A 25,835-nucleotide genomic window follows, 5' to 3' on the forward strand; every position below is an offset into this window, starting at 1 on the left:
GATCTGTCTTCCTTCGTGTCACGCGGCCGCGGGAAGCGGGGTGTCGCTGCACAACTCCGCGATGTACGCGGCCAGATGGCCTGCCACATTCACGCCGTGAACGGCGGACGAACGGGCGAAGTCGGGATTCGCGTTCACTTCGAGGACCAGGAGTTCGCCGGTGGCGAGGTCCTCGATGAGGTCGATTCCGTAGAAGCCCTCACCCAGGGCGTCGACGACCTGGGCGCAGAGCTTCTCGATCGGGCCGGTGATCTCCAGGCGCTCGATCCGGGCGCCCAGATGGGTGTTGGTCCGCCAGTTGTCCGAGACCCGCTGGATGGCGACGACAGGGGTGCGCCCCACCACCACAACCCGCAGGTCGTGGCCCGGCTTGTCGATGTACTGCTGCACCAGGACGGGGAACAGCTTGCCGCCGGCGTCCGCCGACTCGCGTCCGCCGACCCACGCCTCCAGCGAGTCGTCGTCGGTGACCTTGGTGACTCCGCGCCCCCAGGAACCGCTGACCGGCTTGATGACCGTCGGCAGCCCGAGCTCCGCCACGGTCCTGCGCACCTGGTCGTAGCTGAAGGTGTGACGGGACACCGGGTGCGGGATGCCGTGCCGGGCGAACAGCAGGGCCTGCAGGCCCTTGTCGTTGCAGGTCTCGATGGCGGACGCGCGGTTCAGCGCCGTCACACCGGTGAACTCCAGCCGGCGGGCGACCCCGACCGCCTCGCGGTGGGACAGGTTGCGGACCACGGCGAAGGCGGGCGGGGGCGTCACCCCCGACACCACCTCGGCGAGGTCCTCCGCCAGCAGCGGCCGGACGTTCAGTCCCTCGTCGCGCAGTGCGTTGAGGAGGAGCTTCTCGTCCGGCCGCAGCATGGTGACCGAGAGCAGTACCTCGGGGGCGTCGATCACTCGCCCCAGTCCTCTTCGACCTCGGGGGCCAGGGCGACCCGTACGGTGGCGTCGCTCTTCTCCACGACCTCGTGCTCCTGCCCGCAGGCACCGCACGCGGTTATCTCGCCCCGCTCCCAGTCGTCCTGGATCTCGAAGTCCGTGTCGCACACGAGGCACTGCGGTACGGAAATGGTTGCAGGCATTGCGGTCCTCTCGTCTCGTCGGGCACCGGACCGGTGACCGCAACGAACATCCCGTTCCCGTGACGAGGCGGCAAAGGGCGAACGGGAATTCCGTCAACTGCCCGGGAATAAGTCACCTGTGCGCCGTGGGACTGACGGAGAACGGCGGACCTGACCGAGGAACGGGGGACCTGACGGAGAAGCCGGGCGGCGCTGTCGCGCGCGTGCGGGCTCCTCTAATCTCGGCTCCCATGATCAGCCCCATGGCAGCCGCGCTGTTGCGGCAACTGGCCGCCGAAGGCGTGGCCGGCTGGCTGGCGGAAGACGCTTCGGCACCCTTCGCACCGGCCCGGCTGCGCCGGCTCACGGCCGACGGGAACTTCAGCGGCCTGGTTTCCACGGCCGGTTCCGCCGACGCCGTGCGCGAGGCCTGCGACGCGCTCCTGCGGGTGTACGACGCGGGCGACGGCGACGCGGGGCTGGTGTCCGCCGCCGTACGGCCCGACACGGTCCGCGCGGTCGACAGGCCCAACCTGCTGGTACGCCTCACACCCGACGGCCCCGGACTCCGCGCGGTGACCGCGACGGTGGCCGCCGGGCTGGGCGTCGACGTCTCGCCCGTCCGCTCGCTGGACGGCTGCGTCGAGGCCATGGACGCGTATTTCAGCGGTCTTGAGCTGGCGCTCGCCGCGGGGCTGAGCCTGGGCCGGCTGGCCGCCGTCATCTCGGTGCCGGTGGGAGAGATCGACGCGGAGGCCGACGCCCGGCTGACCCGGCTGGGCTCCCCGGAGGCCCTGCGGCACCGTCGTACGGCCGCCCTGGCGGTGGCCAGGCTGGCGTTCCGGGTGCGTGAGGAGCGCCTCGGCGGGGAGTGGTGGCGGGTGCTCCGTGCCGCGGGCGCGCGGCCCCCGCGCCTGCTGTGGACCGCGCCGCTGCCGCACCAGCTGACCGCGCTGGTGGGCTGGCGGACCGGGCAGGCGGTGTCCCCGGAGCGGCTGGAGGCAGCCGTCGTCCACGGTCCGCCGAACGGTGACACGCTGCTGAAGGCCGAGGAGGCGGGGCGTGCCGCCCTGGCGGCCCTCGACGGCGTCGGCGTCGACATGGCTGAGGTGTTCCGGGCGCCCGGCCACGCCGACCCTTGCTGACCAGCGCGTTCACCACCCCCTGTGGTTGACCGATTCCGCTCGCAGGTTTTAGGTTCACGGAGGGACGTTCGCGGTCCTACGTCCCGGAGACCCCGGGGCGGCCCTGGGGGAGGGAACGACCGGTGCCGAGCGAGGACCACGCAGTACGTGACGCCCTGTTCGGGCTGTTCGAGTTACTGGCCACGGAGGCACCTCCCGAGCACTTCGAGGAAGTGATCCGCACCGCCCTGCCCGACCGCGGTGACACCGAGTCCGCCGCGCTGCTCGACCGCGCCAGAGGTCTCGCCCTCGACATCCACAGCCTCTTCGCCCGCCGGCACCAGCGCGAGGCCGGACTCGCCGCCCTGGTCGACACCGCGAGGGAACTGACCCTCCCCTACGAGCTGGACGTGCTGCTGAAGGTCGTCACCCGCCGCGCCCGGCTGCTGCTCAACCTCGACATGTCGTGGATCAGCTTCCACGACCCGGCCGAGGACTGTTCGTACGTCCGGGCCGCCGACGGGCACGCGTCCGCGATCACCGTGGGCTTCCGGATCGCCGAGGCCGGTGGTCCGGGCAGCCGGCCCGGCACACCGGCGGCCCCGTTCTGGTCCCCGGACTTCCTCGGCGACGACCGCTTCCCGCACTCCGGGGCGATCGACGACGTCGTACGCGCCGAGAGGCTGCGGGCCTTGATGGCGGTGCCGTTGCACGACGGGAACCACGTCTTCGGGTCGCTGTACGTCGCCGACCGCAAGGTGCGCCACTTCGCGCCCGACGAGATCACCCTGATGTCCTCGCTCGGCGACCTGGTCTCCGTGGCGATCAAGAAGGCCCGGCTGCTCGACCGGGCCAGGGACGAGATATCCGAGCTGGAGCTCGACTCCTCGCGGGCCATGGACTTCTTCTCCGCGGCGCGCCATCTGCGCGAGACACAGAGCCGCCTGATCGACCTCGTGCTGCGCGGCCGTGACCTGCACGAGCTCACCGCCGTCGCGGCCGGGGCCCTCGACGGCGTCCTGCTCGTACGCGACGTGGCCGGGCGTGAGCTGGCGGGCGCGGGCGTGGTCCCCGGCCTCGACGAGGACGAGCTGCTCAGGACGGTCCTGGACGCGCACACCGAGCGGGCCCCGGTCCGGTCGGCCGAGGGCCTGTGGTGCTGCCCGGCGACGGCGGGCGACGAGATCCTCGCCACGCTCGTGTTCGCGCCACGGGAGGCGTCCACCGACATCACCGCCCAGCTGCTGAGGATCGTCGCCCAGGCCACCGCGGTCCTGCTCCAGGTGCAGCGCAGCGCGGCCGCCGCCGAGGGGCAGATGCGCGACCAGCTCTTCCACGAGCTGCTCAGCTCCTCGCAGTACACCCCCGCGCAGCTCGCCGAACGGGCCCGCAGGCTGGCCGTGGACCTGACGGAGCCTCATGTGGCCGTGGTGGCACGTCCGGAGGGCGGGGCGCAGGGCAAGGCCGTCGTCTGGGCGTCCTCGTACGCCCACCGGCTCTCCGGGCTGAAGACCACGGACGGCGGCTGCATCGTCCTGCTGCTGCCCGGCACCGATCCGGGGGCGGCGGCGCGCAGGGTCTCGCGCGAGCTGTCCCCGGTGCTCGGTCACCCGGTGACGGCCGGCGCGGCCGGACCGATCACCAGTGCCGGGTCGATCGTCCCGACGTACCAGGAGGCGAGGCGCTGCCTGGACGCGCTGACCGCGCTGGGCGGCGACGGCGCCACCGCGTCGCCCCAGGAGCTGGGCTTCCTCGGCATGCTCCTGTCCGAGCGGCCGGACACCGTCGCCTTCATCACCTTCACCATCGGGCCCGTCCTGGACTACGACAGCCGGCAGTGCACCGAGCTGGTGCGCACCCTGGAGGCCTACTTCGCCTCGGGGAACAGCCCCACGCGCGCGGCCGAGAGCCTGCACGTGCACCCCAACACCGTCTCGCGCCGGCTGGAGCGCATCACCGATCTCATGGGCGCGGGCTGGCAGGAGCCGGTGCGCGCCCTGGAGGTCCAGCTCGCCCTGCGGCTGCACCGCGCCCGGCACACGCTCCGCAAGGGCGGCGAGCTGCCTCAGGCCGAGGCGCCCGCGACGTAAGGGCTGGTCAGGCGCGGGGGCCGGGCCGTGCGGAGCTGCACCGGCACGGGTGGGAGGGAAGGGACCAGCGTGGGCCGGGACCCGCGCGGCGTGGTCTCGCCCCAGCCCGTCCCGCCCAGCAGCGCCGCCGCGTGGGCGACGGAGGCCAGCGTGATGTGCCGGTGCCAGCCGCGGAAGGAGCGGCCCTCGAAGTCCCGCAGCCCGACGCGCTCCCCGACCTCGGTGAAGTCCCGCGAGACCCGGCGGGCGAGCCTGCTCATCCGCAGCAGCGCGGGCACCGGGGCCTGCGTCATGTCGGTGAGCAGCAGCTCCCCGGCCGGCCGCAGCGGATCGTTCCACACCCCGAGCAGGAGCAGGCTCCGCCCTCCCCGGTCCTGCGCGTCCGCCCGGGCGAACGGGGCCCGCTGCCCGAACACCACCCGCACGGCGACGACCAGCGCGCTCGATCCGCCCCAGCGGACGGGGTGGCGCAGGCCCTTGACCGCCTCGACGATCTGCTGGGCGGACACCGCGCCCGCGCCGTAACCGGGAAGGGCCGGATCGGCCACCGCCAGCCGGCTCGACGGCCCGATCCTCGCGAGTACGGGGACCCCCGCGTCCCCGAACTCCCGCATCAGCATGGGCAGGTCGTGCCCGCCGGCGTTCAGCAGCAGCGGCCTGGGCGGCACCGGCCAGCGGTCCATCGTCTCCCGCACGGTCGCCACCGCGCACTCGTCCCGCGACTCCGCGACGGTCTCCGCGGGGATGTCCGCGCGCCGCCGCCTGGAGGTGTCCTGCAGCCAGCACTCCGGCAGGTGCAGCCGCCAGTTGACGGGGACGCTCATCTCCTCCGAGGCGAACCACAGGCCGTAGGCCCGCTGGCCCGGCGCCTCCCCGGTCGCCGGGGACCCCGCCGCCACCCCCACCGACTGGTCACCGGCCTTGGGGATGGACATCTGCTGCAGCGCCCAGGCCTGGGGCGGCACGGTCCGCTGCACATAGCAGGCCAAAGCCTCCCGGACGGGCGCCCAGTCCCAGGTGGAGCTGGAGATGAAGTGCTGCAGGCTCTGCTCGGCGGCCGAACCGCCCACGAGCGAGGCGACGTTACGCATGGTCTTGCGTCCGCCCACGGTCAGCAGCCCGCGCAGGTACTGCTCCCCCTTCGCCCGCTGGTCCCTCCTCCGCAGCGAGGCGGAGAACACCGCGGCGGCGAGCTCGGAGACCACATCGGACGGCCCGGCGCCGTCCGGGAAATCGGCGAACACATCCTTGGTCTGATTCAGGGCTCCACTCATACGCCAACGGTGGCCCCCGCAGGGGCCGGCGGACGAGGTGCGCCGGGCACCAGATCGCTCCCGGCGATGGTGGTCCGGCCACCACTGGGCCGCGGTGCCGTGGCCCCGAACTCCCCTGACGCGGCCGTGCGCGGTGTGGCCGGGCCACCGCCCGTACCCACCGAGGTGACGGATCACGTGACGGAACACCTGACGAAGTCACCCGCATCTGACGGGGCGCGGCGGACCGGCTGTCGTCCCCGGGCGCGGGTGCGGAGAGTGGGCCCACGACACCCTCGCGGGTGTTCCCTCACCCCCTGGAGCACATGCCATGCCTGAAGCCGGCAGCGGTACCGCTGTACGTCCGGGGCCCGGGGCCCTGCCCGCCTCGGCGAGCGGTGCACCGCTCGCCGAGGCGGTGCTCTCCGTGGCCCGCCGGGACATCGCCTCGTTCCACGCCCTTCCCCTGTCCCACGGCGGGTCCATCCGCAACTCGAAGATCCGTGATGTCTACGAAGCGCTGTTCGGCCAGGCGCAGCTCGCCTCGGAGGTGTCGTACAGCGGCACGATGCTCGACTCGTTCTTCCGCCCGCGCGGGCCCCTGCGTGCCGCCCAGCAGCTCGCGGCGGCAAGCTTCGGCGCCGACTCCACCACCTTCCTGTCCGCCGGGACCAGCACCGCCAACAGGGTCGCCCTCGGCGCCCTGGTGCCGCGCGGCGGCCGGGTGCTCGCCGACCGCAGCTGCCACCAGTCGGTGCACTTCGCGCTCGGTGACATGAACGCCACCACGGAGTACGCACCGATGCGCCGCTGCTGCGCCGACTGCCCGCGGACCTTCGCGGATCTGCGGCAGCTGCTCGACATGTTCGCGCTCGCCGTCGCCGAAGGCGTGCCGTACGACACGGTGGTGCTGTCCGCCGTCTCCTACGACGGCGTCCGCTACGACATGCCGGCCCTGCTCGCCGCGCTGGCCGAGCTGCACCCCGGGGTGTCCGTCCTGGTCGACGAGGCCTGGGGCGCCGTCCACCGCTTCCACCCCCGGCTGCAGCCGCTGACCGCTCTGGAGGCGGTGCGCGGACTGCGCGTGTCCGACCCCGGGCTGCCGATGACGGTCGCGGTCACCCACTCCGCGCACAAGTCCATGTCGGCGCTGCGGCAGGGCTCGTACCTGCATCTGATGGGCGACGGCGAGATGCAGGAGTCGATCGCGCAGGCGCTGTTCCAGCACCACACCACCTCGCCGAGCTGGCCCGTGCTGGCCAGCCTCGACCTGGCCAGGCTGCAGGCGGAGGCGGAGGGCGAGGCGCTGCTGGACCGCTCACTGAACCTGGCCAGGACCCTGCGCGAGGAGATCCGCACGGACCCCCGGCTCTCGGCGTACCGGACGCTCGGCCCCGAGGGGCACCTGAGCGATCCCGGTCTGCTGGTCCACGACGACCCCACCCGGGTCCTGGTGGACATCGGCGCCCTGGGCATCACCGCCGCGGAGTTCCGCCGCATCCTCTTCGACGAGTACGCCCTGTACGTCGCGCGGGAGAGCGGTGACGCGGTCGTCTTCCACGTCCACATCGGTGTCGACGAGGGGATCCTGCTACGGCTGCTGGACGCCCTGCGCACGGTCCAGCGCACCTACCGGGCCACCACCGAGGCGCTGGCGGGGGACGTGGCCGAACACTTCATCATCGCGTACCCGCCGGGCATCCCGATCACCGTGCCCGGCGAGAAGCTCTCGGACCGCACCCGCGGCGAACTCGACGCGCTGCGCACCAGCGGCGTCGAGATCTACACGCTGCGCCAGGGACGTACGGCGGCGGTCTCCCCTGTCGGCAGGACGACGGACACCGTGGCCTCGGTGGATACGGAGTGAACAGATGCTCAAGCTCGCGGACATCCGCAGGAACGCCGCCCGGCATCCGGACGGCATCGCGATCGTCGACGGCCCGACCCGCCTGACCTGGCGGCAGTTCGAGGACCGTACGAGCCGGGTGACGGCCGGACTGCACGCGCTCCTGCCCCCTGAACGCCCGGCCCGGGCGGCGTTCGCCGCCGGGAACAGCTGGCAGCTCGTCGTCGTCATGGCCGCCTGCGCGAGCCTGGGCATCCCCTGTGTCGGCCTCGACCACACTGCCACCCCCGAGGCGACGGCGCACGCCCTGGCGCAACTGCGGCCCACGGTGCTGATCAGCACAGCCGCGTGCCGGCCCCTGCTGGAGCGTGCGGGGGTGCCCGGCGGCGGCGACGGCGTGCTCGCCGTGCACCTGGACGGCTCGACTGATGGCACCCCCACGTACGCCTCCCTCGCGGCCGCCGAACCGCGCGAAGTGGCGCCGGTGGACCAGCCGTTCGCGACGTACTGCTTCACCTCGGGCACCAGCGGCAGGCCCAAGATGGTGATCCGGAACTTCTCGTTCGAGGAACGCCGACTCGCCACCCTGGTACGCCAGTTCGCGTTCGGCCCGGACGACGTGCATCTGGTGACGGTCCCGCTGTACCACTCGTCGGGTCCCGGCTGGGCGCGGGTCTTTCTGGCCCGCGGCGGCAGGATCGTCCTGTGCCCGCAGGGGGACGGGGCGGACATGGCCCGGCTGATCCGGGCGGAGGGCGTCTCCACCACCTTGATGGTCCCGCCGGTCCTCGCGTCCCTGGTCTCGCATCCCGACTCCCGTGGGCTGGCCGACACCTCCCGGCTGCGGTTCGTGCTCTCCGGCGGCCGTCAGCTCAACCGGTGGCTGATCGCCACGGCCTGGGAGCGCCTCGGGCCGGTGCTGCACCTGTACTACGGCACGACCGAGACCGGTGTGAACACCCTGATCACCCCGGACGAGCTGCACACCGCCCCCGGCAGGGCGGGTCGCGCCTGGGAGGGGAGCACGCTCGCGGTGGTCGACGCACAGGGGCACCTGCTCCCGCCGGGCGTGCGCGGACGCGTCGCCATCGCGAGCTACCAGCTCATGGACGACTACGCCGCCGAGCTGCCGGTCTTCCTGGAGCTCGACCCGGGCGACGGCGAAGGCCCCCGGCGCTTCCTGCTCACCGGCGACAGCGGGGTGCTCGACGAGCAGGGGCACCTCGAACTCACCGGCCGTACGGACGGTGTCTCCAAGGTGGACGAGACCGCCCCGCTGGACGTGAACGTCTTCGGCCTGGAGTACGACCTGATGGACCTGCCCTGTGTGCGGGACACCGCCGTCCTCCGTGTCGACCTGCCCACGCTCGGTGACGCGCTGGTGGTGCCTGTCGTCCCGGTCTCCCCGGAGCGTGAGCCGGGGGCGCTCAGGGCCGTACGGGCGGCGTGCGCCGGCCGGGTGCCCTGTCTGCCCGCGCACGTCCTGCCGGTCCCGTCCATCCCGTACAGCCCGACGGGCAAGGTGCGGGCCGGTGAACTGCTCGACGCGGTGCTCCCGCGCGTGCTCACGGGAGAGGCGGAGAGTTAGAGGCGTGCGGTGACCGGCGGTGACCCTCCGGTCACACGGCCTGGTGCACGAGCAGGGCCAGGGCGGCCGTCAGGATCACCATGAGGGCGATCAGCATCGCCGGATTCAGCCCCGCGAACGGACCCTCCTCCTGCATGCGCTCCCGGCTCGCCCGGCAGACGCGGCAACGACCCTCGCTGACGGGAGCCGCGCAGTTCGCGCACACCAGTCGGTCATAGGTCATGCGCTTTCCTCCTCCCGCGCGGCGGAGCCGCATATGCCTTCTCTCCGCACAACGCTTTGGGAAACCCAACCGTTCCCCTACCACTGTGCCAGGTCGCGGGGCATTCGGCGCGCCCCACCGGGCAAGGTCCGGCACGCCCCGGTTCGTACACCTTCGCGTTCCGTCACATAACGCCCATTGCCGGACGCCGACTGCACGCGTCAGCCCGGTTCGCGTATGGTCACGCTCACCTACCCCCGGCCGACCGTGGTGCATCCGTGATCCGATTCGACAACGTCTCCAAGACCTACCCGAAGCAGAGCCGCCCAGCTCTCCGGGACGTCTCACTCGACATCGAGAAGGGCGAGTTCGTCTTCCTGGTGGGCTCCTCCGGCTCCGGCAAGTCCACCTTCATGCGGCTCATCCTCCGGGAGGAGCGCGCCAGTCAGGGCATGGTCCACGTGCTCGGCAAGGACCTCGCCCGGCTGTCCAACTGGAAGGTGCCGCAGATGCGCCGCCAGCTGGGCACGGTCTTCCAGGACTTCCGGCTCCTCCCCAACAAGACCGTCGCCGAGAACGTGGCCTTCGCGCAGGAGGTCATCGGCAAGCCGCGCGGCGAGATCCGCAAGGCCGTGCCGCAGGTCCTCGACCTCGTGGGTCTCGGGGGCAAGGAGGACCGGATGCCCGGTGAGCTCTCCGGTGGTGAGCAGCAACGTGTCGCCATCGCGCGGGCGTTCGTCAACCGCCCCATGCTGCTCATCGCGGACGAACCGACCGGAAACCTCGACCCGCAGACCTCCGTGGGCATCATGAAGCTGCTGGACCGGATCAACCGGACCGGCACCACCGTGATCATGGCGACCCACGACCAGAACATCGTCGACCAGATGCGCAAGCGCGTCATCGAGCTCGAGCAGGGCCGTCTCGTCCGTGACCAGGCGCGTGGCGTCTACGGCTACCAGCACTGAGCATCGAGTACTGAAAGGACGCCATGCGCGCCCAGTTCGTCCTGTCGGAGATCGGCGTCGGTCTTCGTCGTAACCTCACGATGACCTTCGCGGTCGTGGTCTCCGTCGCCCTCTCGCTCGCCCTGTTCGGCGGCGCGCTGTTGATGCGCGAGCAGGTCAGCTCGATGAAGACCTACTGGTACGACAAGGTCAACGTCTCGATCTTCCTCTGCAACAAGAACGACGCCAAGGACGTGCCCAAGTGCGCCAAGGGTGCCGTCACGGCGGAGCAGAAGAAGGAGATCAAGGCCGACCTGGAGAAGATGGAGGCCGTCGAGAAGCCGGTCCTCTTCGAGACGGTCGACCAGGCGTACAAGCACTACCAGGAGCAGTTCGGCGACTCGCCGATGGCCGGCAACATCACGCCGGACCAGATGCAGGAGTCGTTCCGCGTCAAGCTCAAGGACCCGCAGAAGTACAAGGTGGTCGCGACGGCCTTCGCGGGCCGTGACGGGGTGCAGTCCGTCCAGGACCAGCGCAGCATCCTGGACAACCTCTTCGGGCTGATGAACGGCATGAACGTGGCCGCGATCTTCCTGATGGGGCTGATGCTGGTCATTGCGCTGATGCTCATCGTGAACACCGTCCGCGTCTCGGCGTTCAGCCGGAGACGGGAGACGGGCATCATGCGGCTGGTGGGGGCCTCGGGCTTCTACATCCAGATGCCGTTCATCATGGAGGCCGCGTTCGCCGGCCTGATCGGCGGACTGCTCGCCTGCGTGATCCTGATAGCGGCGCGGTACTTCCTGATCGACGGCGGACTCGCGCTCCAGGAGAAGCTGAACCTGATCGACTTCATCGGCTGGGAAGCGGTCCTCACGAAGCTCCCGCTGGTCCTCGCGATCGGGCTGCTGATGCCCGCCGTTGCCGCTCTCTTCGCATTGCGCAAGTACCTCAAGGTGTGACGAGCGCCCCGTCCCGCATGCGGCCAACGAACCGTGTGCGGACGGGGCGTTGTCCTACACTCGGCCACATGCCGGGCCTTACGTACCATTTGAAACCCCGCGGTATCTGCCGCGGGGCGGCCCTGACGTTGGTGTTCGCGAGCGTGCTGGCCACCGCCGCGGCCACCGGGTCGCTGCCCCGCAAGGACGCGGAGGGCACGGAGATAAGGACCCGCGCGGTCTCCTCCACCGTCGGTTCCGTGGACCGCGAGGAGATCGCCGACGCGGTCGTGGACGCGGAGGCCGAGGGCAAGTCCGGCACGGACGCGGCCGAGGAGGTCGTCAGCCGCAGCGGGGACCGCTGGGGTGCGGTGTACGACGAACGGGAGTACGAGGAGTTCGAGCGGGCCCTCGACGGCTCGTACACCGGGGTGGGGATCTCCGCCCGCCGCTCGGCCCGCGGTGAGGTCACCGTGACCGGGGTCCAGCCGGGCGGACCGGCGGACCTCGCGGACGTACGCAAGGGCGACCTGCTGCGCACCGTGGACGGCCGCCCGGTCGAGAAGCGCCCCGTCGCCGAGGTGGTCGCCCTGCTGCGCGGGGACCGGGTGAAGGCGCCGGAGGGCTCCGAGGTGGCCCTCGGGCTGAGCCGCGGCGGGCACTCCTGGACCGCGGCCCTGCGCAGGGCCCGCCTCAGCACGGATCCGGTGAGCGTGCGGCGCCTCGGCCAGGACCCGTCCTCGGCCGTGCTGATCAGGGTCGCCGCGTTCACCAAGGGCGCCGGCGCCGCGGTCCGCGACGCCGTGGACGAGGCGCCCGGGGACGCCGGGATCCTCCTGGACCTCCGGGCCAACTCGGGCGGTCTGGTCAGCGAGGCCGTCACCGCCTCCTCCGCCTTCCTGGACGGCGGGCTCGTCGCCACGTACGACGTCCACGGTGAGCAGCGCGCCCTCTACGCCGAGCCCGGCGGGGACACCGACCGGCCCGTGGTCGTCCTGGTGGACGGCGGCACGATGAGCGCGGCCGAGCTCCTGACCGGGGCGCTGCAGGACCGGGGGAGGGCCGTGACCGTCGGATCGCGCACCTTCGGGAAGGGCTCCGTGCAGCTGCCCAGCAAGCTCCCGGGCGGTTCGGTGGCCGAGCTGACCGTCGGGCACTACCGCACTCCGGCGGGCCGCAGCGTCGAGGGAAGCGGCATCACACCGGACGTCGGGGCGGGTCCGGAGGCCCAGCAGCGGGGCGAGACGGTATTGAGTGGCCTCGGGGGTGGGTCGTAGTGCGAAAATGACCGCACTATGGCCAAGGAAAAAGACACCGGGCGCAAGATGATTGCGCAGAACAAGAAGGCGCGGCACGACTACCACATCCTCGACACCTACGAGTGCGGTCTCGTGCTCATGGGTACGGAGGTCAAGTCGCTGCGGATGGGCAGGGCGTCGCTGGTCGACGGCTTCGTCCAGATCGACGACGGGGAGGCGTGGCTGCACAACATCCACGTCCCGGAGTACGTGCAGGGCACGTGGACCAACCACGCGGCCAAGCGCAAGCGCAAGCTGCTCCTGCACCGGGCCGAGATCGACAAGCTCCAGGCCAAGTCGCAGGAGACGGGCCACACGATCGTGCCGCTCGCGCTGTACTTCAAGGACAGCCGCGTCAAGGTCGAGATCGCGCTCGCCAAGGGCAAGAAGGAGTACGACAAGCGCCAGACGCTGCGCGAGAAGCAGGACACGCGGGAGACGAACCGCGCGATCTCGGCGGCCCGCCGCCGGCAGCGCAGCGCATAGCCGCCGTGCGGCCCGGGTCCCGCGCCCCGGAGCCGCAGGAATACGGTGGCATCCGCGTGCGTTGGTCACGTACGATGGGCGTGCACCCCACAGAGGGCGCACGATTGAAAAATCAACATGGGGATGATCGGTTTCGACAGCGGATGTCGAAGCAGGGGAAGCGAGTCGAGGAAGCGGCAATGATCTCGTAAACCATATGTCGCAAACAATAATCGCCAATTCCAAGCGCGATTCCTCCGCCTTCGCCCTCGCTGCCTAATTAGCAGCTAGCGAAGACTCTGCGGAGTGTCAGCCCGGGGGTGATCCCGACCCGGATCCTGGCATCAACTAGGGATCTAAACTCCTGAGCCCGGTCACGGGGCCCAGGAGGAAATCAAACAGTGACTGGGCCTGTCGGAGGCTTGTTCGCGTGACCTCCGGGGCCGAGAAAAGCGTAGTGAACTGCACTCGGAGAAGCCCTGGTTCCGCACCGTTGGACGCGGGTTCGATTCCCGCCATCTCCACAATTCCCATGTGAACGAGGACCCCGTTGCCCCTGGCAGCGGGGTCCTCGTTTGTCTGCGTGCGCTCCCGCGCGTTCAGGCTCTGCGCGTTCCCACGGCCGCGACGGCCAGGGCCAGGGCCGCCGCGCACATCGGTGCCGCGTATCCGGTCACCGTCCCGGCGTGCTCCACCGTCCAGCCGCCCGCCGCGGAGCCCGCCGCTATGCCGCCCAGCAGCGCGGTGACGGCGAGCGTCATGCCCTCGTTGAGCTGCGCCTGCGGGGTGAGCCGCTGGATCAGCGTCATGCCGGTGACCATGGTGGGCGCGGTGGCCGCCCCCGCCAGCAGCAGGCAGCCCGCGAGGACGAGCAGCGAGTCGCTCGTGGCCGCGGCGATCAGCGGGAGGGACATCAGCGCGGTCATCCCCGCCAGGCAGAGCAGCAGCCTGCGCCCGACGGCCGCCGCCGGGCGGAGCGACCCGTACAGCAGCCCGGCCACGCAGGAGCCGCCGGCCTGGAGTGCGAGGATCGCGCCCCCGGCGTGGGCGATGGAGACGACCTCCATCGCGCCGAAGACCGCCCCGGTCGCGAGGAAGACGGCGAGCAGCGCGGGGATGCCCGGCGTCCGCAGGGGAGAGGCGGCCGGCGTGCGGGGGGCCACCGGCGGCTCGGTCGCGCGCTGTGCGGCGAAGAGCAGGACACCGGTCATGAGCAGGATCGCGCCGGTGAGCGTGCCGGCCTCCGGGAAGAGCGCCCCGCACAGGGACGCGGCGAGGACCGGGCCGAGCATGAAGCACAGCTCGTCGGCGGCCTGTTCGAAGGAGTTCGCGGTGTGCAGGGCCGCCGGGTCGCCCCGGTGCAGATGGGCCCAGCGGGCCCGGGACATGCCGCCGGTGTTCGGGGTGGTGGCCGTCGCGGCGTAGGCGGCGAAGAGGGTCCAGACCGGTGCGCCGTAGTGCACGCAGAGGACCAGGGCCAGCGAGCCGAGCGCCGCGACCGCGGTGGCGGGCACGGCGATCCTGGCCTGGCCGTACCGGTCGACGAGGCGCGCCGTCCAGGGGGCGACCACGGCGGTCGCCGCCAGCCCGGTCGCCGTCACGGACCCGGCCAGGGCGTACGAATCGTGCGCCCCGGCGATCATGATGACGGCGCTGACGCTGAACATCCCCATGGGCAGCCTGGCGAGGAGGTTGCCCGCGGTGAACGCGCGCGCCCCCGGGGTGGCGAGCAGGCGCAGGTACGGATTGGACGGGGCGAGGGCGGGCGGGGCGTCGGCGAGGGCCGGGGCGGCGGTCTTCTGAGGCACGTGTCCAGCCTCGGTCCGGGCGGCCGGTGGCGTCCAACACCTGATCCCGGCCCATTGACGCACCTGCGTTGTAAATTGGGTGGGTGGCCGCATCCGAAATCGATCCCCGGCTCCTCCGCGCCTTCGTCGCAGTGGCCGAGGAGCTGCACTTCACCCGGGCCGCCGCCCGGCTCTACGTCGCCCAGCAGGCGCTGAGCCGGGACATCCGCCGGCTGGAGCGCGAGCTGGGCCGCGAGCTCTTCGTCCGTACCACCCGGCAGGTGTCGCTCACCCCGGACGGGGAACGTCTCCTTCCGCACGCCCGCCGGGTGCTCGCCGCGCACGCCGCGCTCTCCGCCGCCTTCGCGGACCCGGCGGACCGCCCGCTGCTCGTCGATCTCAACACCGACGGGATGACGGCGGCGCGGGTGCTGGCCCGGGCGCGCGAGCTCGCACCCGAGTGCGAGCTGATGGCGCGTTTCGAGAGCGGGCTGACCTGGGCGGCGGGCGAGGTGCTCGCCGGACGGCTCGACGTCTCCTTCGGCCGGGCCGCCGGCCTCGATCCCGCGGTGCTCGCCCAGCTCTCCGTACAGCCGGTGCGGTACGAGCCGATGGCCGTTCTCCTGCCGGCCGGCCATCCCCTGGCAGGGCGCGAGCAGGTCGCGATGAGTGATCTGACCGGTGAAACCGTCTACGCCGGGGCGGGCAATGCGCGCACGCTGGAGTGGACGGACCTCGCGGCCGCGCTCTTCGCGGAGTGGGACATCGTCCTGGCTCCGCCGGCCCCGCTCGCCGTCGGAGTGGCCGAATTCCAGCGGGTCATGGCGAAGACGGGGAACCCCGTGCTGGCCGTCGCCGGCTTTCCGCCCCTGCCGGGGACGGTGCTGCGCCCGCTCGTGCGCCCGGTGCCTCTGTCGCCGCTCCTGATGGTGTGGCGCAGGGGGCTCCATCACCCCGGCCTGGCCGCACTGCGTGGAGCGGTGGACGAACTCGCCGTAAAGGAAGGATGGATGGCGCGGCCACCGACATCCTGGCTGCCGGAAACCGATCTGTCACTCATGCGTCACTGTTCATGAACAACAGGTGATACAGCCCTCTGCCGGTCGCCGGCGTGCGCTACATTCGTGGTTTCGGGTGCACGGTGGCAGGTGCGAACGGACGGGTGGGGGCCCGGTCCGATGGCACGGTTCCAGTCATTTCCCGCGCACCTGGTTCTTTGAGTGGGGGAAGTGCGAACACCTGTGGAAAATTGGCGCGAAGGTACCCGAACCGGGCACACGCATGAGCCGAACGACGTCACCGTCCAACTGGACGGACTCGGTCGTCAGCTCTCCGAGCTACCCGTTGAACCCAGCCCTCCGGACCCGTCCGACGGCCCGGTCTTCGTCGACGAGAGCGGCCGCCGCAGCAAGACGTACCGGCGTGTGGGCTGGGTACTCGCCGCGATCTGCGCGGTGTACGCGGTGACACTCGTGGTCGCCGTGCTCGGCGGGAACTCCAGCGCTCCCTGGCTGCCCCTCTCCGGGCAGGAGGAGAAGCACGCGGAAGAGGTCGAGGTGCGGCCCGCTTCCAGCGGCGACGCCGTGTCGCAGAGCCCCGGAGCCACGCCCGACGCCTCCGCCTCGGCCTCCGGCGACACCGTGACGTCCCCGTCGGGCGGTGCCTCCGCGGCATCCGGCGGCCCGGCCGGGCCCGGCGCGAGCGCCTCGGCCTCCGCGTCCAGCAAGCCGCCCCGGACCGGCACCTCCTCGGCCCCCGCCGTCCCGGGCGGCTCGGTCTCCGTACAGCCGACCGGTGACCCGTCCCCGTCGGTCACCCCCGAACCGCCCGTCGAGGAGAGTCCGCCGGCCTCCCCGGACCCCTCGGAATCCCCGGTGCAACCAGAAGGCGCTCAGTAAATGACAACCCCCGTTTCGCGGGGCAGACACAACAGGAAGAAGAAGCGGACCGTCCGGCGCAGACTTCCCATGCGCTATCTGCTTCCGTCACTCCTCCTTGTGGCTCTGCTCGCCATGCTCATGCTGCGCGGATACGTGCACAGCGAGATCCTCGCCGACCACCGCGTCCAGGCACCCGCTCCCACCACCCAGGTACCCGACAAGGTGCTCGAAGGCGGCCCGGTCATCGACGCCCGCGCGGCGGGCGAGGACGCCAAGACGCTCCGGATCCCCGATCACAAGATCGTCCTGACCTTCGACGACGGCCCCGACCCGGTCTGGACCCCTCGTGTCCTGGACGAGCTCAAGAAGCACCACGCCCACGGCGTCTTCTTCGTCACCGGCACCATGGCCTCGCGCTACCCGGACCTCGTGAAGCGGATGGTCGACGAGGGGCACGAGGTCGGGCTGCACACCTTCAACCACCCCGACCTCTCCTTCCAGTCCACCAGCCGCATCGACTGGGAGCTCTCCCAGAACCAGCTGGTGCTGGCCGGTGCGGCCAACATCCGGACGTCGCTGTTCCGGCCTCCGTACTCCTCGTTCTCCGACGCCATGGACAACAAGTCCTGGCCGGTCACGCAGTACATCGGCAGCCGCGGCTACCTCACCGTCGTGAACAACACCGACAGTGAGGACTGGAAGCGCCCCGGCGTCCGCGCGATCATCGAGCGCGCCACGCCCAAGCACGGCGACGGCGCGATCATCCTGATGCACGACTCCGGCGGCGACCGGTCGCAGACCGTGGCCGCCCTGGGCCGGTTCCTGCCGGAGATGCAGGAGCGCGGCTACGAGTTCACCAACCTGACGGCGGCGCTCGGCGCTCCCAGCGCGCACACCCCGGTCACCGGGCTCGCGCTCTGGAAGGGCAAGGCGTTCATCGGGGCGGTCGAGATCTCCGAGAACATCACCGGCGTCCTGGTGGTGGGGCTCGCGGCCATCGGTGTGCTGGTGATGGTCCGCTTCGGCCTGATGCTGCTGCTGTCCTTCCTGCACGCCAGGAAGGTGCGCCGCAGGAACTTCAGCTGGGGCGAGGAGTTCACCCGGCCCGTGTCGGTCCTCGTCCCCGCGTACAACGAGCGCGAGTGCATCGAGGCCACCGTGCGGTCGCTGGTGGCCAGTGACTATCCGATCGAGGTCGTCGTCATCGACGACGGCTCGACGGACGGCACGGCCGACCTCGTCGAAGCGATGTGGATCCCGAACGTCCGGGTCGTGCGCCAGCGCAACGCCGGCAAGCCCGCGGCCCTCAACAACGGTATCGCGCACGCCCGTTACGACATCGTCGTGATGATGGACGGCGACACGGTCTTCGAGCCGTCCACCGTGCGCGAGCTCGTCCAGCCGTTCGCCGACCCCAGGGTCGGGGCGGTCGCGGGCAACGCCAAGGTCGGCAACCGCGACTCGCTGATCGGCGCCTGGCAGCACATCGAGTACGTGATGGGCTTCAACCTCGACCGCCGGATGTACGACCTGCTGGGCTGCATGCCCACCATCCCCGGTGCGGTCGGCGCCTTCCGCCGGAACGCGCTGGACCGGATCGGCGGCATGAGCGAGGACACCCTCGCCGAGGACACCGACGTCACCATGGCGCTGCACCGCGACGGCTGGCGCGTCGTCTACGCGGAGAACGCCCGCGCCTGGACCGAGGCTCCCGAGTCCGTGCAGCAGCTGTGGTCGCAGCGCTACCGGTGGTCGTACGGCACGATGCAGGCCATCTGGAAGCACCGCCGCGCGGTCATCGAGCGGGGACCCTCGGGCCGCTTCGGACGCGTGGGCCTGCCGTTCGTCTCCCTGTTCATGGTCGTCGCCCCACTGCTGGCGCCCCTGATCGACGTCTTCCTGCTGTACGGACTGGTCTTCGGCCCGACGGGGAAGACGGTCGCGGCCTGGTTCGGCGTCCTGCTGGTGCAGGCGGTCTGTGCCGCGTACGCCTTCCGGCTCGACCGGGAGCGCATGACCCATCTGATCTCCCTGCCGCTCCAGCAGATCCTCTACCGGCAGCTGATGTACGTCGTGCTGCTCCAGTCCTGGATCACCGCTCTCACCGGTGGCCGGCTGCGCTGGCAGAAGCTGCGGCGTACGGGCGTGGTGGAGGCACCGGGCGGCACCCAGAACCGCCGCAAGGACATGGACAAGGACCGGAGGCCGGTGGCATGACCTACCCCGACCGGCCTCTTCAGGACGGCGCCGGATACGGAGACGGATACCGAGACGGATACGGAGACGGGGCCGGGTACGGCGACGGCTCCTGGCCGTCCTCCGACGCCGCCCGGCTGCCCGCCCAGCCCGCCCCCGCGGGGTACCCGGAGCGCGCCCCCGCGGCGTACCCCGGGCCCGTGCACGCCGCCACGGCCCCCGCCCCGGCGGCGTACCCGGAGCAGGCCCCCGCCGGGCCGCACACCGCCGGCCCGCACACCGCCGCTCCGGCGGGCGGGGCACCCGCAGAAGCCGCCCCCGCACCCCGCGCCAAGCCGGGCCGGGACCGCTACCTCGACCTGCTCCGGGCCGTGGCCCTGGTCCGGGTCGTCGTGTTCCACCTCTTCGGCTGGGCCTGGCTGACCGTCCTCTTCCCGTCCATGGGCGTGATGTTCGCCCTGGCCGGTTCGCTGATGGCCCGCTCGCTGGCCCGGCCGGCAGTGAGCGTCATCCGCGGTCGGCTGCGCAGGCTGCTCCCCCCGATGTGGGCGTTCTCGCTCGTCATCGTGCCGATCATGTTCGCGCTCAGCTGGAAGCCCGTCCGGGAGGAGGGGCTGTGGTGGTTCATCAAGCTCGGCAGCTACCTCTTCCCGCTCGGCTCGCCTCCGTACCCCGAGGAGAGCGGTTCGACCGGCGGATGGCTGGAGCTGAGCTGGGCGGACCAGGCGGCGGGACCCCTCTGGTACATCCGGGCCTATCTCTGGTTCGTGCTCGCCTCACCGCTGCTGCTCAAGGCGTTCCGCAGGCTGCCGTGGGTCACGCTGCTCGCCCCGATCGGCCTCACCGCAGTGATCGGGACCGGCCTCGTGACGGTCCCCGGCACCTTCGGTGAGGGGCTCATCGACTTCGCCGTCTTCGGCTCCTGCTGGATCCTCGGATTCGCCCACAACGACGGGCTGCTCAAGGAGATCCCGCGCTACATCGCGGTGTCGTCCGCCGCGATCGTCATGGGCTTCGGCCTGTGGTGGGCCTCCGGGCACCTCACCGAGGAGGGCTGGAACCTGGACGAGATCCCGCTCGCCCAGGCCACCTGGTCCCTCGGCTTCTGCGCGATCCTCCTGATCTACGCCCCGTCCTGGCAGAAGCTCCCCGGCCGGCTCGCCGGCTGGGACAGCCTGGTCACGCTGGCCAACAACAGGGCCGTGACGATCTACCTGTGGCACAACCTGCTGCTGATGGCGGCCGCGCACCTCGTGGACGAGCTCTGGTCCGTCCCGTGGTTCGGCGACACGTTCGACACGTACATAGAGCAGTCGTACGAGGTGCTGGTCCTGATCGCCATATGGCCGCTGATAGGGCTCGCGATACTGGCGTTCGGCTGGGTCGAGGACGTCGCGGCCAAGCGCCGGCCACGCCTGTGGCCGAACGGTTCGGGCCGGGCGCGCAAGGCCTGACCCGGTTCCTCGCGGGGGTGCGGTGGGCGCGGCTCACCGCACCCCCCTCGGCCGAGTGAGAGCAAGGTTGCGCACCGGTCACCTCACGGCACCGCACCGAAACGCGGACTCCCTAGCGTCGACAGGACAACACCCCGACCCCTGTGGAGGCGCGTGATGGCCGGTCGTTGGATCGAACAGTGGGAGCCGGAGGACGAGACCTTCTGGCGGGAGACGGGCGAGAGGACCGCCCGGCGGAACCTGTGGTTCTCCGTCCTCTCGGAGCACATCGGGTTCTCGGTCTGGTCCCTGTGGTCCGTCATGGTCCTGTTCATGGGGCCGGAGTACGGCGTCGACCCGGCCGGGAAGTTCTTCCTGATCTCCACGGCCACCCTGGTCGGAGCCGTCGTCCGGGTGCCGTACACCTTCGCGGTGGCACTGTTCGGCGGGCGTAACTGGACCATCGTCAGCGCCCTGTCGCTCCTGCTGCCGACCCTCGCCGCCTTCTGGGTGATGGAGCCGGGCACCTCGTACACCACATTCCTCGTCGTGGCCGCACTCACCGGCATCGGGGGCGGCAACTTCGCCTCGTCGATGACGAACATCAACGCCTTCTTCCCGCTGCGCAAGAAGGGCTGGGCGCTCGGGCTCAACGCGGGCGGCGGCAACATCGGCGTCCCCGTCGTCCAGCTCGTCGGGCTGCTGGTCATCGGCACGGCCGGCGCCGCGCACCCGCGGATCGTGCTCGGGGTGTACGTACCGCTGATCGTCGTCGCCGCGCTCGGCGCCGCGCTCAGGATGGACAACCTCAGGCCCGTCCAGAACGACACCGGGGCGGCGCTCCAGGCCGTGCGCGAGCCGCACACCTGGATCATGTCGGTGCTCTACATCGGCACCTTCGGCTCGTTCATCGGCTACAGCTTCGCCTTCGGCCTCGTCCTCCAGACGCAGTTCGGCCGGACGCCGCTGCAGGCCGCCTCGCTCACCTTCATCGGCCCCCTGCTCGGTTCCCTGATCAGGCCCGCGGGCGGCTGGCTGGCCGACCGGTACGGCGGCGCCCGGATCACCCTGTGGAACTTCGCGGCCATGGCCGCCGCGACCGGTGTCGTCGTCCACGCCTCGCGCATCGAGTCGCTCACGGTGTTCCTCGTCGGCTTCATCGCGCTGTTCGTGCTGACGGGACTGGGCAACGGCTCCACCTTCAAGATGATCCCGGGCATCTTCCACGCGCAGGGGATCGCCAAGGGGCTGAGCGGCGAACAGGCGGCGGCGTACGGACGGCGGCTCTCCGGGGCGGCCATGGGCCTCATCGGGGCGATCGGGGCCCTCGGCGGTCTCGCGATCAACCTCGCGTTCCGCCAGTCCTTCGCCACCTCGGGCGCCGGAACGGCCGCCTTCTGGTGCTTCCTGGGCTTCTACGCCGTCTGCTTCACCCTCACGTGGGCGGTATACCTTCGGCGTACCGAAGCGGTGGCCGCGAAGCCCCAGCTCAGCTATGCCGAGGTGTGAGGATGACCATAGGACGGCGCACGACGTAACGGGCGGGAAATACAGGAGAACCGAGACTGTCACGCGACGTTGACAGTCTCGGTCCTCCGCATCATCGAGCAACAGCGGGACGAGAGCCGGGTATCACGCCATGCACGACGACGACGCACAGCACGGGCCCCTGGCGGGCTTCACGGTCGGGGTGACCGCAGCCCGTCGCGCCGAGGAGCTCGGGACGCTCCTCACGCGCAGGGGCGCCGCGGTCCTGCACGCGCCCGCACTGCGGATCGTGCCGCTCGCGGACGACAGCGAACTCCTGGCCGCCACCAAGGAACTGATCGACCACGCGCCCGACGTCGTGATCGCGACCACCGCCATCGGCTTCAGGGGCTGGGTGGAGGCCGCGGACGGCTGGGGCATCGGCGACCGGCTCCTCGAACTGCTGCACGGCATCGAGCTGCTCGCCCGTGGCCCCAAGGTCAAGGGCGCCATCCGGGCGGCCGGGCTCACCGAGGCGTGGTCGCCGCAGTCGGAGTCGATGGCAGAGGTCCTCGACCGGCTGCTGGGCGAAGGCGTCTCCGGCCGCCGGATCGCCCTCCAGCTGCACGGCGAACCCCTGCCGGGCTTCGTCGAGTCGCTCCGTGCGGCCGGCGCCGAGGTCGTCGGCGTACCCGTCTACCGGTGGATGCCCCCGGAGGACATCGCGCCGCTGGACCGCATGCTCGACGTCACCGTCGCCCGCGGTCTGGACGCCCTCACCTTCACCAGTGCCCCCGCCGCCGCGTCCTACCTGAACCGGGCGGAGGCCCGCGGCATGCTCCCGGAGGTGCTGGACGCCCTGAGCCACGACGTCGTCACCGCCTGCGTCGGGCCGGTCACGGCCCTGCCGCTGCAGGCCAAGGGCATCGACACCGTCCAGCCGGAGCGCTTCCGGCTGGGCCCGCTCGTCCAGGTCCTCTGCGCCCAGCTGCCCGCCCGGGCCCGTACGCTCCCCGTCGCGGGCCACCAGGTCGAGATCCGCGGCCACGCGGTGCTGGTCGACGGCGCCCTGCGGCCGGTGCCCCCGGCCGGCATGGCCCTGCTGCACACGCTGGCCCGCAGACCGGGCTGGGTGGTCTCCCGCGCCGACCTGCTGCGCGCCCTGCCGGGCAGCGGCAGCGACGAGCACGCGGTGGAGACGGCGATGGCCCGGCTGCGTACGGCGCTGGGGGCGCCACGGCTGATCCAGACGGTCGTCAAGCGGGGCTACCGGCTGGCGCTGGACCCCTCGGCGGACACCAAGTACGACGGTTCCTGACGGGCCGCTACGGTGCGGGGATGATCAACGACATCCACCCCCTGACCGACGGCGTCCGGCTGAGGCCCGTGACCCTCGACGACGCCGGGTCGTTCGCCGAGACCCTGACCCGCAGTCGCGCGTACATGCGGCGCTGGGACCCCGTGCGCCCCGAGGCCTTCTACACCCCCGAGGGCCAGCACCAGCGGCTGACCGGACTGCTGGCGGACCGGGACGCGGGGCGCGCGATGCCCTGGGCGCTGGTGGACGACGAGGACCGGGTCGTGGGGGCGATGACGCTCGCCTCCATCGAACGCGGGCCGTTCCGCAACGCCCGGCTCGGCTACTGGATCGACGTCGACGAGGCCGGCCGGGGCCTGGCCACGGCCGCCGTCACCCGGGTCTGCGAGCTGGCACGCGACGGCCTGGGCCTGCACCGGGTCGAGGCCGGGACGGTCCTGGACAACGCGGCCTCGCAGCGGGTCCTGGCGAAGTGCGGATTCGAGCTGTACGGCACGGCTCCGCGCTATCTCCACATCAACGGCGCCTGGCAGGACCACCGGATGTTCCAGCGCATCCTGCACGACGGCCCGCCGCAGCGCTGAGGCCCGCCCGACAGCGCGGCAGGAGGGGTTCCGGGCCGGGCCGGATGCGGGCACTCTGGGGGTGACTCCACAGGGGACCCCCGAGGCGGTGACAGGCTCATGGCGGCGGGCACGGGCGTGTACGACCGGCGGTTCGACCCGGGGCGCGTCTGTCTGGACCTGGTGGCGACCGGGCCGGCCTCCGGCGCGTGCGAGCGGCTGGACCGCCCCGCGCGTCTCGCCGAGTGGCTGGTGGCCTCACGGCTGGTTCCGTACGGGACCCCGATGGCGGCCGTCGACGAGACCTGGGTGGCGCGCTTCCGGCAGTTGCGTACGGGAATCGACCGGCTGATGTCGGCCCAACTGACCGGCGGGAACGCCGACCACGCGCTGGAGCGCGTCAACGCGCTGGCGGCGGGCGCCCCGCCGGGGCTGCGGGCCGTACGGGACCGGGGCGGGGCCCTCGTACGGGCGCCGATCGCCGACCCGGGGTGCGGGGAACTGCTCGCCGCGGTGGCCAGGGACGCCGTGGACCTGCTGACGGACCCGGTCGCGCTGGCGGGGCTGCGCCGGTGCGAGGGCGATGCCTGCCGGCTGCTCTACCTGGACACCTCGCGGGGCCGGCGGCGCCGCTGGTGCTCCAGCGAGGTCTGCGGCAACCGGGAGCGGGTGGCCAGACACCGACGCCGCGTCAGGGCGGTGACCTGACGCCGCGAGTGCGGCAGTTGATCCCAAATCGTCGGCGGCGAAAGAAAGTTGTGCGCTCGTTGAATGAACCCGCGCCCGTTTCCGTACCGATGGCCACAGAGCTCGACAGGGTCTCGACCGGGAGGTTCGGGTGCGCAAGGATGCGGCCGTGGCCGATGACCGTCCGCACAGGGCTCGACATCGCGGTGCACCGCCCCGTCCTCCCTCCGACGTCCCCGACGAGGAGCTGATGCGGGCGCTCTACCGCGAACACGCCGGGCCGCTGCTCGCCTACGTACTGCGTCTCGTCGCGGGTGACCGCCAGCGGGCCGAGGACGTGGTGCAGGAGACGCTCATCCGTGCCTGGAAGAACGCCGGTTCGCTCAACCGGGCCACCGGCTCCGTCCGCCCCTGGCTGGTGACGGTCGCCCGGCGCATCGTCATCGACGCCCATCGCAGCCGGCAGGCCCGGCCGCGTGAGGTCGATCCGTCGCCGCTGGAGGTCATCCCCGCGGAGGACGAGATCGACAAGGCGCTGTGGCTGATGACGCTCTCGGACGCACTCGAAGATTTGACCCCGGCCCACCGGGAAGCATTGGTCGAGACCTACTTCCGGGGCCGTACGGTCAATGAGGCCGCCGAAGTGCTCGGCATCCCCAGCGGGACCGTGCGGTCCCGGGTGTTCTACGCACTCCGTTCCATGAAGCTCGCACTCGAGGAGAGGGGGATCACGGCATGAGCGACCAGGACTGGCAGCCCTTCGGGCCCCGCCCGGCCGCCCCCCGGCGCCCGTCGGGACCGCCGGACCCTCCGGGCGACCTCTTCGGGTTCCCCGCGCAGGGCGAGGCGCACGACGCCGCCGGTGCCTATGTGCTGGGCATCCTCGACGACGCCGAGGCGAGCGCCTTCGAGGCCCATCTGGCAGGCTGCGCGCTGTGCGCCGCGCATCTCGACGAGTTCGCCGGGATGGAACCCATGCTGGCGATGCTCGCGGAGTCACCGTCCGCCGTGCCGGGCGCACGCCCCGTCCCGCACGTCCCGGAGCCCCCCGCGCCCCGGCTGCTGGACGGACTGGTCGACGAGGTCACGCGGAAGCGCTCCCAGCGGCGGCGGCGCACCCGGTATCTGATCGCCGCGGCGGCCGTCCTCGTGATCGGCGGCCCGGTGGTCGCGGTCACCGCCACGGCGGGGGAGGACTCGGGCCGGCAGGTCGAGGCGGCCGACCCGCACCCCACGAGCCCCGCCGAGGACGCCTTCTTCCACCACATGCCGGAGAAGCTGAGCGCGACCGATCCCGTCACCCGGGTCGACGCCACGGTCGGCATGGAACCCAAGGCCTGGGGCACGCACACGGTCCTGGAACTGAAGAACGTCAAGGGCCCGCAGAAATGCAGCCTGGTCGCCGTGTCCAAGTCGGGCGACGAGGAGGTCGTCACCTCCTGGTCCGTACCGAAATGGGGATACGGGATCGAGGACTCCTCCCACGCGAGCGCACAGCACCCCCTGTACGTGCACGGCGGCGCGGCGATGGCGCGCGGGGACATCGACCATTTCGAGGTCCGCACCTTCGACGGCGAGCGGCTCGTGGAGATCGACGCGTAAACGCAATGCGGGCGGCAGGTGCGCTCGGGCCCCCCTTTCGCGTACGGTTGACGGCTGCCCGATGCACGTCAGAAGGGGGCC

At 71.5% G+C, this 25,835-nt stretch carries 23 protein-coding genes and 1 other RNA gene; 19 read left to right on the forward strand and 5 right to left on the reverse strand.

What is annotated here, in order from left to right; all coding sequences use genetic code 11:
* Positions 1–18 precede the first annotated feature (18 nt).
* On the reverse strand, positions 19–900 hold the full coding sequence (locus ACIRD8_RS13185) for a RimK family alpha-L-glutamate ligase (protein ID WP_403989767.1): 882 nt from the start codon (positions 898–900) through the stop codon (positions 19–21).
* Complete coding sequence (locus ACIRD8_RS13190; RefSeq protein ID WP_403989769.1) at positions 897–1,085, reverse strand: lysine biosynthesis protein LysW; 189 nt, start codon at positions 1,083–1,085, stop codon at positions 897–899. Before ACIRD8_RS13190 ends, ACIRD8_RS13185 begins: the two co-directional genes overlap by 4 nt.
* 230 nt (positions 1,086–1,315) lie before the next feature.
* Between ACIRD8_RS13190 and ACIRD8_RS13195 the strand changes: the two genes are divergently transcribed.
* Positions 1,316–2,209 carry a hypothetical protein gene (locus tag ACIRD8_RS13195; protein ID WP_403989771.1) on the forward strand — a complete coding sequence of 298 codons (894 nt, stop codon included), beginning with the start codon at positions 1,316–1,318 and terminating at the stop codon, positions 2,207–2,209.
* Positions 2,210–2,331: 122 nt separating this feature from the next.
* The gene (locus tag ACIRD8_RS13200) at positions 2,332–4,278 is read left to right on the forward strand and encodes a helix-turn-helix domain-containing protein (RefSeq protein WP_403989773.1); all 1,947 of its coding nucleotides are present in this window, start codon (positions 2,332–2,334) and stop codon (positions 4,276–4,278) included.
* On the opposite strand, the gene ACIRD8_RS13205 is transcribed toward ACIRD8_RS13200, so the two are convergent.
* The gene (locus tag ACIRD8_RS13205; protein ID WP_403989775.1) at positions 4,254–5,552 is read right to left on the reverse strand and encodes an IS701 family transposase; all 1,299 of its coding nucleotides are present in this window, start codon (positions 5,550–5,552) and stop codon (positions 4,254–4,256) included. The genes ACIRD8_RS13200 and ACIRD8_RS13205 overlap by 25 nt on opposite strands.
* 310 nt (positions 5,553–5,862) lie before the next feature.
* Between ACIRD8_RS13205 and ACIRD8_RS13210 the strand changes: the two genes are divergently transcribed.
* Together ACIRD8_RS13210 and ACIRD8_RS13215 are read left to right on the forward strand one after the other, a co-directional pair.
* Positions 5,863–7,398 (forward strand): arginine decarboxylase, encoded by a 1,536-nt coding sequence (locus ACIRD8_RS13210; RefSeq protein WP_403989777.1) that lies wholly within the window; start codon positions 5,863–5,865, stop codon positions 7,396–7,398.
* 4 nt (positions 7,399–7,402) lie between these two features.
* Entirely contained in the window at positions 7,403–8,965 is a 1,563-nt protein-coding gene (locus tag ACIRD8_RS13215; RefSeq protein ID WP_403989779.1) for a class I adenylate-forming enzyme family protein, read from the forward strand.
* 31 nt (positions 8,966–8,996) lie between these two features.
* Here the strand turns inward: ACIRD8_RS13215 and ACIRD8_RS13220 are convergent, their stop codons facing one another.
* The gene (locus ACIRD8_RS13220; protein WP_099172928.1) at positions 8,997–9,188 is read right to left on the reverse strand and encodes a hypothetical protein; all 192 of its coding nucleotides are present in this window, start codon (positions 9,186–9,188) and stop codon (positions 8,997–8,999) included.
* A 257-nt stretch (positions 9,189–9,445) separates the two neighbouring features.
* On the opposite strand from ACIRD8_RS13220, the gene ftsE reads away from it, so the two are divergent.
* From ftsE to ssrA, 5 genes are all read left to right on the forward strand, one after another.
* Positions 9,446–10,135: a cell division ATP-binding protein FtsE gene (ftsE, locus tag ACIRD8_RS13225; RefSeq protein ID WP_014046319.1), complete on the forward strand. Its 690-nt coding sequence runs from the start codon at positions 9,446–9,448 to the stop codon at positions 10,133–10,135.
* Positions 10,136–10,158: 23 nt separating this feature from the next.
* Entirely contained in the window at positions 10,159–11,079 is a 921-nt protein-coding gene (ftsX, locus tag ACIRD8_RS13230; RefSeq protein WP_103760449.1) for a permease-like cell division protein FtsX, read from the forward strand.
* Positions 11,080–11,147: 68 nt separating this feature from the next.
* Positions 11,148–12,335, forward strand: a complete 1,188-nt coding sequence (locus tag ACIRD8_RS13235; protein ID WP_403989781.1) for a S41 family peptidase — start codon at positions 11,148–11,150, stop codon at positions 12,333–12,335.
* 18 nt (positions 12,336–12,353) lie between these two features.
* The gene (gene smpB / locus ACIRD8_RS13240) at positions 12,354–12,842 is read left to right on the forward strand and encodes an SsrA-binding protein SmpB (RefSeq protein WP_403989783.1); all 489 of its coding nucleotides are present in this window, start codon (positions 12,354–12,356) and stop codon (positions 12,840–12,842) included.
* Between the two features lie 119 nt (positions 12,843–12,961).
* Positions 12,962–13,348: a transfer-messenger RNA gene (gene ssrA, locus ACIRD8_RS13245) on the forward strand.
* 72 nt (positions 13,349–13,420) lie between these two features.
* Here ssrA and ACIRD8_RS13250 read toward each other — a convergent pair.
* On the reverse strand, positions 13,421–14,629 hold the full coding sequence (locus ACIRD8_RS13250) for an MFS transporter (RefSeq protein WP_403989785.1): 1,209 nt from the start codon (positions 14,627–14,629) through the stop codon (positions 13,421–13,423).
* Between the two features lie 83 nt (positions 14,630–14,712).
* Here ACIRD8_RS13250 and ACIRD8_RS13255 point away from each other — a divergent pair, with 83 nt between their 5' ends.
* From ACIRD8_RS13255 to ACIRD8_RS13300, 10 genes are all read left to right on the forward strand, one after another.
* The gene (locus ACIRD8_RS13255; protein WP_403989787.1) at positions 14,713–15,684 is read left to right on the forward strand and encodes a LysR family transcriptional regulator; all 972 of its coding nucleotides are present in this window, start codon (positions 14,713–14,715) and stop codon (positions 15,682–15,684) included.
* A 165-nt stretch (positions 15,685–15,849) separates the two neighbouring features.
* Complete coding sequence (locus ACIRD8_RS13260; RefSeq protein ID WP_403989789.1) at positions 15,850–16,506, forward strand: hypothetical protein; 657 nt, start codon at positions 15,850–15,852, stop codon at positions 16,504–16,506.
* A gap of 69 nt (positions 16,507–16,575) precedes the next feature.
* Positions 16,576–18,705, forward strand: a complete 2,130-nt coding sequence (locus tag ACIRD8_RS13265; protein ID WP_403990706.1) for a glycosyltransferase — start codon at positions 16,576–16,578, stop codon at positions 18,703–18,705.
* Positions 18,702–20,138 carry an acyltransferase gene (locus ACIRD8_RS13270; RefSeq protein ID WP_403989791.1) on the forward strand — a complete coding sequence of 479 codons (1,437 nt, stop codon included), beginning with the start codon at positions 18,702–18,704 and terminating at the stop codon, positions 20,136–20,138. Before ACIRD8_RS13265 ends, ACIRD8_RS13270 begins: the two co-directional genes overlap by 4 nt.
* A gap of 156 nt (positions 20,139–20,294) precedes the next feature.
* A complete protein-coding gene (locus ACIRD8_RS13275; protein ID WP_403989793.1) occupies positions 20,295–21,626 on the forward strand; it encodes a nitrate/nitrite transporter in 1,332 nt (443 codons plus the stop codon).
* 130 nt (positions 21,627–21,756) lie between these two features.
* The gene (locus tag ACIRD8_RS13280; protein ID WP_403989795.1) at positions 21,757–22,902 is read left to right on the forward strand and encodes a uroporphyrinogen-III synthase; all 1,146 of its coding nucleotides are present in this window, start codon (positions 21,757–21,759) and stop codon (positions 22,900–22,902) included.
* A gap of 20 nt (positions 22,903–22,922) precedes the next feature.
* Positions 22,923–23,486 (forward strand): GNAT family N-acetyltransferase, encoded by a 564-nt coding sequence (locus tag ACIRD8_RS13285; protein ID WP_403989797.1) that lies wholly within the window; start codon positions 22,923–22,925, stop codon positions 23,484–23,486.
* 99 nt (positions 23,487–23,585) lie between these two features.
* Positions 23,586–24,173, forward strand: coding sequence for a CGNR zinc finger domain-containing protein (locus tag ACIRD8_RS13290; RefSeq protein WP_403989799.1), 588 nt, complete (start codon positions 23,586–23,588; stop codon positions 24,171–24,173).
* A gap of 130 nt (positions 24,174–24,303) precedes the next feature.
* Positions 24,304–24,891 carry a sigma-70 family RNA polymerase sigma factor gene (locus ACIRD8_RS13295; protein ID WP_403989801.1) on the forward strand — a complete coding sequence of 196 codons (588 nt, stop codon included), beginning with the start codon at positions 24,304–24,306 and terminating at the stop codon, positions 24,889–24,891.
* On the forward strand, positions 24,888–25,754 hold the full coding sequence (locus tag ACIRD8_RS13300) for an anti-sigma factor family protein (RefSeq protein ID WP_403989803.1): 867 nt from the start codon (positions 24,888–24,890) through the stop codon (positions 25,752–25,754). The genes ACIRD8_RS13295 and ACIRD8_RS13300 overlap by 4 nt, the downstream gene beginning before the upstream one ends.
* Positions 25,755–25,835 lie beyond the last annotated feature (81 nt).

This window comes from Streptomyces sp. NPDC102451, assembly GCF_044765485.1.
Taxonomy (GTDB): domain Bacteria; phylum Actinomycetota; class Actinomycetes; order Streptomycetales; family Streptomycetaceae; genus Streptomyces.

What these genes read in the sequence shown, in the direction of transcription:
- ACIRD8_RS13210 (WP_403989777.1), top strand. Translation starts at nt 5,863, where the DNA reads ATGCCTGAAGCCGGCAGCGGTACCGCTGTACGTCCGGGGCCCGGGGCC.
- ACIRD8_RS13290 (WP_403989799.1), top strand. Translation starts at nt 23,586, where the DNA reads ATGGCGGCGGGCACGGGCGTGTACGACCGGCGGTTCGACCCGGGGCGC.
- ACIRD8_RS13215 (WP_403989779.1), top strand. Translation starts at nt 7,403, where the DNA reads ATGCTCAAGCTCGCGGACATCCGCAGGAACGCCGCCCGGCATCCGGAC.
- ACIRD8_RS13285 (WP_403989797.1), top strand. Translation starts at nt 22,923, where the DNA reads ATGATCAACGACATCCACCCCCTGACCGACGGCGTCCGGCTGAGGCCC.
- ACIRD8_RS13205 (WP_403989775.1), bottom strand. Translation starts at nt 5,552, where the DNA reads ATGAGTGGAGCCCTGAATCAGACCAAGGATGTGTTCGCCGATTTCCCG.
- ACIRD8_RS13190 (WP_403989769.1), bottom strand. Translation starts at nt 1,085, where the DNA reads ATGCCTGCAACCATTTCCGTACCGCAGTGCCTCGTGTGCGACACGGAC.
- ACIRD8_RS13235 (WP_403989781.1), top strand. Translation starts at nt 11,148, where the DNA reads ATGCCGGGCCTTACGTACCATTTGAAACCCCGCGGTATCTGCCGCGGG.
- ACIRD8_RS13220 (WP_099172928.1), bottom strand. Translation starts at nt 9,188, where the DNA reads ATGACCTATGACCGACTGGTGTGCGCGAACTGCGCGGCTCCCGTCAGC.
- ACIRD8_RS13300 (WP_403989803.1), top strand. Translation starts at nt 24,888, where the DNA reads ATGAGCGACCAGGACTGGCAGCCCTTCGGGCCCCGCCCGGCCGCCCCC.
- ACIRD8_RS13195 (WP_403989771.1), top strand. Translation starts at nt 1,316, where the DNA reads ATGATCAGCCCCATGGCAGCCGCGCTGTTGCGGCAACTGGCCGCCGAA.
- ACIRD8_RS13280 (WP_403989795.1), top strand. Translation starts at nt 21,757, where the DNA reads ATGCACGACGACGACGCACAGCACGGGCCCCTGGCGGGCTTCACGGTC.
- ACIRD8_RS13270 (WP_403989791.1), top strand. Translation starts at nt 18,702, where the DNA reads ATGACCTACCCCGACCGGCCTCTTCAGGACGGCGCCGGATACGGAGAC.
- smpB (WP_403989783.1), top strand. Translation starts at nt 12,354, where the DNA reads ATGGCCAAGGAAAAAGACACCGGGCGCAAGATGATTGCGCAGAACAAG.
- ftsX (WP_103760449.1), top strand. Translation starts at nt 10,159, where the DNA reads ATGCGCGCCCAGTTCGTCCTGTCGGAGATCGGCGTCGGTCTTCGTCGT.
- ACIRD8_RS13275 (WP_403989793.1), top strand. Translation starts at nt 20,295, where the DNA reads ATGGCCGGTCGTTGGATCGAACAGTGGGAGCCGGAGGACGAGACCTTC.
- ACIRD8_RS13265 (WP_403990706.1), top strand. Translation starts at nt 16,576, where the DNA reads ATGCGCTATCTGCTTCCGTCACTCCTCCTTGTGGCTCTGCTCGCCATG.